The sequence below is a fragment of the Meiothermus luteus genome, assembly GCF_003574085.1.
Classification (GTDB): domain Bacteria; phylum Deinococcota; class Deinococci; order Deinococcales; family Thermaceae; genus Meiothermus; species Meiothermus luteus.
In genome coordinates this window covers 1-7,014 of the sequence record NZ_QWKZ01000124.1, presented here as the reverse complement: position 1 = coordinate 7,014, position 7,014 = coordinate 1, and the positions used below count along the sequence as shown (strand labels likewise).

Here is a 7,014-nt window from a genome sequence, read left to right as displayed (position 1 = left end):
ACCCCCGCCCCGGTCAGCACCCCCGCCAGCACCTCCACCATCAGCGCCAGGGCGTAGCCCTTGGGCCCTCCCAGGGGGAGCAGGGCCCGCACCTGGTTCGGGTCCTGGGTGGGCTGGCCCAGCTCGTCCACGCCCCAGTCGGGGGGAATCCTCTCCCCCCGGGCCCGGGCCAGGAAGACCTTGCCCATGGCGGCCTGGGAGGTGGCCAGGTCCACCACCAAGGGCCCCTGGGGGGCCGGAGCAGCGAAGGCCAGGGGGTTGGTGCCCAAGGCCGCCTTGCGCCCGCCGTAGGGCACCACATCGGGCTCCACGTTGCTCAGCACCAGCCCCAGGTAACCGGCCTCGGCCATCCGCTCGGCGTAGAACCCAGCCATGCCGAAGTGGGTGCTCCGCTGGACACCCACCACCCCCACGCCGTAACCCCGGGCCTTGGCCAAGGCCTCCTCCACTGCCCAAAGCCCTACCCTCGGCCCCAGGCCCTGGTCCCCATCCAGCAGGCCCAAGGGCCCCTCGTCCCGCAGAAGCCTGGGGCTGGGCCTGGGGTTGGCCAGACCGGCCTCGAGCCGCCGCACATAGACGGGCAGCCGCACCAGCCCGTGGCTGGCAATCCCCTTAAGGTCGGCCTCCAAAAGCACCTCGGCGGTGGCCTGGGCCGAAGCCTGGTCGGCCCCCGCAGCCTGCAAGACCGCCTCCGCCCAGCGTCTCAACTCAGCAAAGGAAAAGGTCATAGGCTCATCCCCCCGTCCACCACGAAGGCCCCTCCCGTCGCAAAGCCCCCTTCGTCGGAGGCCAGATACACCGCCAGCGCGGCAATCTCCTCAGGTTGGCCCAATCGGCCTAGGGGCTGCCGGGCGGCAAAAGCAGCTATTCCCTCTGGGCCTCCAGCCCGCTCCCTCAGCGAAGGGGTATCCACCGTGCCGGGGCAGATGGCGTTAACCCGAACCCCATAGGGGGCCAGCTCCAGGGCCGCAGCCCGGCTCAGGGCCACCAGGGCGGCCTTGGTGGCCGCGTAGACCAGCCGGCCAGGCACCATCTTGAAGGCCGCCACCGAAGCAATGTTCAGGATGCACCCCGAGCGACGGGCCTTCATCCCAGGTGCGGCGGCCTGCATGGCCCAGAAAACGCTTTGGGTGTTCAGCAAAAAAGCCTCCTCCCAGTCCCGGTCGGTGGCCTCCAGAAGCCCCCCGGTAGGGACCACCCCCTGGGCGTTGACCAGGCAGTCCAGCCTCTCCAGGCCGCCGATAAGCTGGAAGAGGGCCGCGCGGTCCCGCGCGTCTAGCGCCACCGCCGGGCAGACGCCCTGTAGCTTCTCAGGGTGTAAGGTGGCCGCCAGCACGTCCGCTCCTTCCTTTTGGAAAGCCTCGGCAATAGCCCGTCCTATTCCCTGGCCGGCCGCAATGACCAGGGCCTTCTTCCCTCTCAGCCTTTCCCCCATCTTTTTCGCTTCCTCCTCAACCACTCCCAGAAAAGAGGCCGGCTCGAGCCCCTCTCAGCCCGCCCCAAAGCCCCCTTCAGAACAAAAGCCGGGGCAAAAAGGTCACGATTCCCGGAAACAAGTAGACCAGCAAGAGCACCAAGCAGACCGCTAGGAAAAGCGGCCAACCCTCCTGTACGTACTCCTCTATGGAACAGCGCATCACCGAACAGACCGAGTACATGGAAAGCCCCACCGGCGGGGTGAGCAGGCCCAGGGCGCTGGTCATCACCACCAGCACTCCAAAGTGCACCAGGTCTAGGCCCAGGGCCTTGGCGGTGGGCACCAGGATAGGGGTGAGCAGGATGATCATGACCGTGGAGTCTAGGATGGTGCCCAAGAGCAAAAGCCCCAGCAGGATCACCGCCAGGGCGATGCGGGGGTCCTCGGCAATCCCCACCAGGAACTGGGAGAGGCTTTGGGGAATCATCTCCCACTTCATCCCGTAGCCAATCAGGGCGGAGGCGGCTATCAGGAAGGCCACCATGCCGATGTCCGCCACCGAGTCGCGAAAAGCCCGGACCACCCGCTCCCAGCGCAGCTCCCGGTAGATGGCCCCCACCAGCAGGGCGTAGACCACCGCCGCTGCCCCCACCTCCGAGGGCACGAAGACACCCGTGCGGAGCGAAAGGAGGAGCAACACAGGAAACAACACCGCCCCAAAACCCCCCCACAAAGCCGCAAGGGTCTCCTGGGCTGAGGGCCGCTGGGCCAGCTCGGGCTGGTAGCCCCGGGCTCGAGCCAGCATCGCCACCACCACCATATAGGTCAGGGCCAGCAGCAAACCCACCCCAATGCCCCCGGCAAAGAGCTGGCCGATGGAAACCTGCCCGATGCTCCCGTAGAGGATTAACCCGATGCTGGGGGGAATGGCCACCACAATAAGGCCGCTAAACCCCTGCAAAGCAGCCACGAAAGCCGCAGAATAGCCCCGCCGGACCATCTCCGGCCCTAGGATGCGGGCCTGCATGGTGGCGTCGGCGATGGCCGAACCCGAAACCCCCCCCATAAGCAGGCTCAGCACAACGCTGACCTGGGCCAGCCCTCCCCGGAGGTGGCCGGTGAGGACTCGAGCCACCCGCAAAAGCCGCTGGGTCACCCCCAGCTCGTTCATTAGGTTGCCGGCCAGGATAAAGGTGGGAATGGCCAGCAAGGAGAAGTTCTGGGTCTCCGAGAGCAGAAGCTGCACCGGCATGGTGAGGGGCAGGTTGGGCTGCTGTAAGAAGAAGACCAGCCCCCCGATGGCGATGGCGAAGACCACCGGCATCCCCAGCACCAGGAGGAGGAGAAAAACCCCTAAGCTCAGGAGCATGGCCCCTCCCGCCAGGCCCGCCAAGCCTGCCGGATGCGCCCCAAGGTGGTGAGCAGCAGGAGCAGGCTGCCCACGCTCACACTCAGGGTAACCCAGGTGTAGCTGAGCCCGGGAATGCCCTGGAAAGACCTAAAACGGGTCAGGTAGGCCATCTGCAGGCTGTACCCGAAGAGTAAGGCTAGAAAGAGGGCCATCAGGAGGAGGCTAAATAGCCGCAAGCCCAACCGCCAGCGCGGCGAAAGCCGGCCGGTCAAGAGCTCCACCGCCAGGTGCCGGTCCTGCCTCAAAGCCACGTCGGCGCTGAGAAAAACGCACCAGGCAAAGGCGAAGGTAGCCAGGTCCATGGCCCAGTCCAGCGGCCGACCCAAGAACCGGGCCACCCCGCCTGCGAAGATCACCGCCACCGTTAGGGCCAGGAAAAACTGCGCCAGGCCCTCTTCAAGCCGCAAGAGCCGCTGCCCCATCGCTCAGCGCTCCAGCCCCAGCTGGCTGTAAATCAGCCGACGCACATCAAAGATGCCCAACCGCTGGTAGGCGGCCAGCCCCGCCTGCTGGAAGGGGGCCAGGTTGATGTCGCTCACGATGGTCATACCCCGGCGTTGGATGTCCTGCTTGATGCGGGCCTCGTTCTCCTCAATCTGCCGGGAAACCGCCTGACCCGCCCGGCGGCACTCCTCGGTGAGGATGTTGCGGTAGTTGGCGGGCAGACGGCGGAACCAGGCCTCACCCACCACCTGGAAGTTGATGAGCAGGAAGTGCTTGGTCTCGTTCACGTACCGCACCACCTCCCACAGGCTCATGTCCGGGATGTTGGCGTAGACCAGCTCGGCCCCGTCAATGGCCCGCTGCTGCAGGGCGCTGTAAATCTCCCCGAAGGGAAGGGCCACCGGGGTCGCCCCTAAGGCCCGCACCGACTCCTGCCAGACTGGCGCCGGAGGGGTGCGGATGCGCAGACCCTGGAGGTCCTGAGGGGTGCGTATGGGCTTGTTGGTCATAAAGTGCCGGTAGCCTTGCACCCAGTTAAAGCACAGAATCCGGATGCCGTACTGGTTGGCCAGCCGGTCGGTCCAGGTCTGGACGACGGGAAGGCGCACCAGCCGCTCCACCGTCTGGTAGCTGTCCACGAAGTAAGGGCCGTTGAAGACCCCAAACTCCCGCACATAGTTGCCCAAGCGGGCCCCGTCGGTGTTCTGCCCCACCGGCACCCCCTGGCGGAGCTGCTCAATGATGTCCTCCTCCACCCCGAGCTGAGCGCTGTGGAAAACCAGGATCTGCAGATCCCCGTTGGTTCGCTCGGAAACCCGCTGGGCCCACTGCTGCAAGGCTGCGTGGTAGGGATGGTTGGGCCCCAGCACGTGGTTGTAGCGCAAGGTGTAGGTGGGCGCACCCCAGACCAGCCCCAAGGACAAGACCGCCAAACCAACCAAAAACCTGAGCATGTTGTGCCTCCTTTTTGTCCCAAAATATAACACTAGGTTTCAAATAATGTCAACACGCGGTAAGATTATCGCTGAATGAGGGTTTTTTGAAATCCCATATAATGGGACCAGACTGTTGGTTGAGGGAGGGGTAACCGAGATGCAAAGAGCGCGACCGTTGTCCAGAAGCCCCGAGGCCGGAGGGGCCCAGACGCTGCTGCGGGGGCTTTGGCTCTTGGAGAAGGTCGCCGAAGGGGTGCACGACCTGGAAGGGCTGGCCCGGGCCCTGGGGCTTCACAAGAGCACCGCCCACCGCATCCTAAGCACCCTGGCCGCAGCAGGCTACCTGCGGCATGAACCGCGCAAGGGCTACCACCTGGGGCCCAAGCTCATCCGGCTGGGTTTCCGGGCCTACGGCCAGCTCCACCTGCCCACCCTGGCCCGCCCCCACCTCGAGCGCCTGCGCAACACCACCCGAGAAACCGTACACCTGGCCGTCCTAGACGGACAAGAAGTAGTCTACATCGAAAAACTCCCCGGATATCGGGAGCTTCAGCTCGCCTCCCAGATAGGCGCGCGGTTTCCGGCCCAGTCCACTGCGCTGGGCAAGGCCCTGCTCGCCTGGCAGCCTAGAGAACGCCAAAGGGCAGCCTTCATACCCGGGCTGCGGCGCACAGAGCGAAGCATTACCGATTGGGTTGCGCTCGAGACCGAGCTCCAGCGAACCCGGGAACGGGGCTACGCCCTTGACCTAGAGGAGAACGAAGCGGGGGTGCGTTGCATAGCCGCACCCATCTTCAACGGCAACGGCGAGGCGGTGGCCGCAGTGAGCATCTCCACCGCCGCTATATACCTGCCGGAGGAGCGCATCCCTGAGGTGTCGCGGTGGGTGGTGGAGACCGCCGAAGGGATAGGCCGGGAGCTCGGCGCCTAAATCCATCGTTGCCTTTTTGGGCCGCCCTTGGCTAGCATGGAGGCCAGATGATCCTTGTTCTAAACGGCCCCAACCTAAACCTGCTGGGCAGGCGAGAGCCTGAAATCTACGGCAGCACCACCTTAGAAGAGCTGGAGGAACTTTGCGCAGCCTGGGGCGCGGAGCTGGGCCTGGGGGTGGTCTGTCGCCAATCCAACTTCGAAGGGCAGCTCATAGAGTGGGTTCAGCAGGCCGCCGAGGAAGGGTTCCAGGCCATCGTCCTGAACCCAGGGGCCCTTACCCATTACTCCATCGCCCTTCTAGACGCCATCCGGGGCCAGCGGCTGCCGGTCGTGGAGGTGCACCTTTCCAACCTACACGCCCGCGAAGCCTACCGTCAGCACTCGGTGACCGCGGCGGCGGCCAAGGGGATTATCTCGGGCTTTGGCCCTCTTTCCTACAAGATGGCCCTGGTCTACCTAGCGGAGCAGCTCGAGGCGGGGCGATGAAGGTGCACCCTCAGGAAATCGCCATGGTGGGGGCCATTGCCTGGGTCCTCACCCTGGTGGTCCAAATTCCAAAGATGGGCTTTTTCGGGGCGCTATTGCTGGGGCTGCCGCTGGCCGTTTTGGCCGCGGGGGCCTATGGCCTGCTGATGCCCTGGGTGCTCCGTTGGGCCGCGAGGGGCCTCCAAAAGGAAAACCTTCCCCCAAGCAGGGGGAAGGAGGAGGGTCCGCCTAGCGACGGACCAGCCGCCAGGCGGTAGGGAGTAGGGCCGCGGCCAGGGCGGCTTTGAGCAGGTCGCCCACCAGGAAGGGGAACATTCCGGCCTGCAGGACCCCCCAGACCCCCGTGTAGCGTCCCGCCCCCGAGAGGGCGAAGCCCAGCCAGGTCACGCCCACCGCGTAGATGAGCAGGTTGGCCAGCAGCATAGCCAGGAAGGTCTTGAGCACGCTGCGGTCCGCCCCGTAGCGCTCCACCAGGTAGCCCACCAGGTAGGCCGCAAAGGGAAAGGCCAGCAGGTACCCCGCGGTAAAGGGAATGCGGGGGTGGAACCAGGTAGCCCCTCCCGCAAAGACCGGGAGCACCAGGCCCTCCAAAAGATAAGCCACCACCGCTAAAAAGCCCAACCGGCTGCCCAAGGCCGCCCCCACCAGCAGCACCCCTAGGGTTTGTAGGGTGATGGGCACCGGCTGCAAAGGGATGACCGCCTGGGACAAAAGGGCCAGGAAGAGGCTTCCCCCGAGCACCAAAAGCGCGTCGCGGGTAAGGCTGCGGGCCGGGAAGAGCGACTTGGATAGGGGTAGGTACGGCAGACTCTGAGTCGGGTTCACTTTTTTCCTCCTACAAAACCAACCAGCTCAACATCGCCTGCGCCAATCCGGCAGGTCTGCCCCTGGACTTCCACCAGCAGCGAGCCGTCGGGGGAGATGTCGGTGGCCACCCCGCGCACCTCGCCCTGGGGGGTCCCCACCCTCACCGGCCGCCCTAGGGTATAGCTCAAGGCCTTGTAGTCCGCCAAGAATCCCCCAGGGTCGCGGTGAAGCTCGGTGTAGCGGGCCTCGAGCCGGCCAAGAAAGCGGGCCAGGAGCTCCGCCCGGCTCCCCCCCCCAAACTCCGCCAAGGCCGCGGCCTCCGACGGCAGGCCCGGGTCATGGAGCACGTTGAGGCCCACCCCCAGGAGGACATAGGCCACCTCCTCCCCGCTTACCTGCGCCTCCAGCAGGACGCCCGCCAGCTTTCTCCCGTCGGGGGCCAGCAGGTCGTTGGGCCACTTTAGCCCTCCCAGGCCCACCGCCTCCCGCAGGGCCAAGCCCGCCGCCAAGGAGAGGAGGGCCAGGGCCGAGGGGGGCAGGGTGGGGCGCAGCAGCACGGAGAAGGTGAGGCTCGTCCCGGG

General features: G+C 65.8%; 10 protein-coding genes. 3 read left to right on the top strand and 7 right to left on the bottom strand.

Going from position 1 to position 7,014, the window contains the following annotated elements; genetic code table 11:
- The 5 genes from Mlute_RS13530 to Mlute_RS13510 all read right to left on the bottom strand — a co-directional run.
- A partial coding sequence (locus Mlute_RS13530) for an Ldh family oxidoreductase (RefSeq protein ID WP_147371105.1) occupies nt 1–728 on the bottom strand: 728 nt, incomplete at its 3' end.
- Nucleotides 725–1,435, bottom strand: coding sequence for an SDR family oxidoreductase (locus Mlute_RS13525; RefSeq protein WP_119361121.1), 711 nt, complete (start codon nt 1,433–1,435; stop codon nt 725–727). The genes Mlute_RS13530 and Mlute_RS13525, both read right to left, overlap by 4 nt.
- A gap of 76 nt (nt 1,436–1,511) precedes the next feature.
- Nucleotides 1,512–2,786 (bottom strand): TRAP transporter large permease, encoded by a 1,275-nt coding sequence (locus tag Mlute_RS13520; RefSeq protein WP_119361119.1) that lies wholly within the window; start codon nt 2,784–2,786, stop codon nt 1,512–1,514.
- Nucleotides 2,777–3,250 (bottom strand): TRAP transporter small permease, encoded by a 474-nt coding sequence (locus Mlute_RS13515; protein WP_119361118.1) that lies wholly within the window; start codon nt 3,248–3,250, stop codon nt 2,777–2,779. Before Mlute_RS13515 ends, Mlute_RS13520 begins: the two co-directional genes overlap by 10 nt.
- A gap of 3 nt (nt 3,251–3,253) precedes the next feature.
- Nucleotides 3,254–4,225 carry a C4-dicarboxylate TRAP transporter substrate-binding protein gene (locus tag Mlute_RS13510; protein ID WP_119361117.1) on the bottom strand — a complete coding sequence of 324 codons (972 nt, stop codon included), beginning with the start codon at nt 4,223–4,225 and terminating at the stop codon, nt 3,254–3,256.
- 139 nt (nt 4,226–4,364) lie between these two features.
- Here Mlute_RS13510 and Mlute_RS13505 point away from each other — a divergent pair, with 139 nt between their 5' ends.
- Genes Mlute_RS13505 through Mlute_RS13495 form a run of 3 tightly spaced genes read left to right on the top strand, consistent with a single transcriptional unit; the run spans nt 4,365 to nt 5,883 of the window.
- Nucleotides 4,365–5,138, top strand: coding sequence for an IclR family transcriptional regulator (locus Mlute_RS13505; protein WP_119361120.1), 774 nt, complete (start codon nt 4,365–4,367; stop codon nt 5,136–5,138).
- A gap of 47 nt (nt 5,139–5,185) precedes the next feature.
- Entirely contained in the window at nt 5,186–5,626 is a 441-nt protein-coding gene (gene aroQ, locus Mlute_RS13500; RefSeq protein WP_119361116.1) for a type II 3-dehydroquinate dehydratase, read from the top strand.
- Entirely contained in the window at nt 5,623–5,883 is a 261-nt protein-coding gene (locus Mlute_RS13495; RefSeq protein WP_119361115.1) for a hypothetical protein, read from the top strand. Before aroQ ends, Mlute_RS13495 begins: the two co-directional genes overlap by 4 nt.
- On the opposite strand, the gene Mlute_RS13490 is transcribed toward Mlute_RS13495, so the two are convergent.
- Both Mlute_RS13490 and Mlute_RS13485 read right to left on the bottom strand, forming a co-directional pair.
- Nucleotides 5,855–6,451: a biotin transporter BioY gene (locus Mlute_RS13490; protein ID WP_119361114.1), complete on the bottom strand. Its 597-nt coding sequence runs from the start codon at nt 6,449–6,451 to the stop codon at nt 5,855–5,857. The two genes, Mlute_RS13495 and Mlute_RS13490, sit on opposite strands and share 29 nt — an antisense overlap.
- Nucleotides 6,448–7,014, bottom strand: a 567-nt coding sequence (locus Mlute_RS13485; protein WP_119361113.1) for a biotin--[acetyl-CoA-carboxylase] ligase, incomplete at its 5' end; no start/stop codon positions are given. The genes Mlute_RS13485 and Mlute_RS13490, both read right to left, overlap by 4 nt.

Excerpts from the sequence above, each read along its gene's own strand:
- aroQ (WP_119361116.1), top strand. The coding sequence starts at position 5,186 with ATGATCCTTGTTCTAAACGGCCCCAACCTAAACCTGCTGGGCAGGCGA.
- Mlute_RS13520 (WP_119361119.1), bottom strand. The coding sequence starts at position 2,786 with ATGCTCCTGAGCTTAGGGGTTTTTCTCCTCCTCCTGGTGCTGGGGATG.
- Mlute_RS13495 (WP_119361115.1), top strand. The coding sequence starts at position 5,623 with ATGAAGGTGCACCCTCAGGAAATCGCCATGGTGGGGGCCATTGCCTGG.
- Mlute_RS13505 (WP_119361120.1), top strand. The coding sequence starts at position 4,365 with ATGCAAAGAGCGCGACCGTTGTCCAGAAGCCCCGAGGCCGGAGGGGCC.
- Mlute_RS13515 (WP_119361118.1), bottom strand. The coding sequence starts at position 3,250 with ATGGGGCAGCGGCTCTTGCGGCTTGAAGAGGGCCTGGCGCAGTTTTTC.
- Mlute_RS13510 (WP_119361117.1), bottom strand. The coding sequence starts at position 4,225 with ATGCTCAGGTTTTTGGTTGGTTTGGCGGTCTTGTCCTTGGGGCTGGTC.
- Mlute_RS13525 (WP_119361121.1), bottom strand. The coding sequence starts at position 1,435 with ATGGGGGAAAGGCTGAGAGGGAAGAAGGCCCTGGTCATTGCGGCCGGC.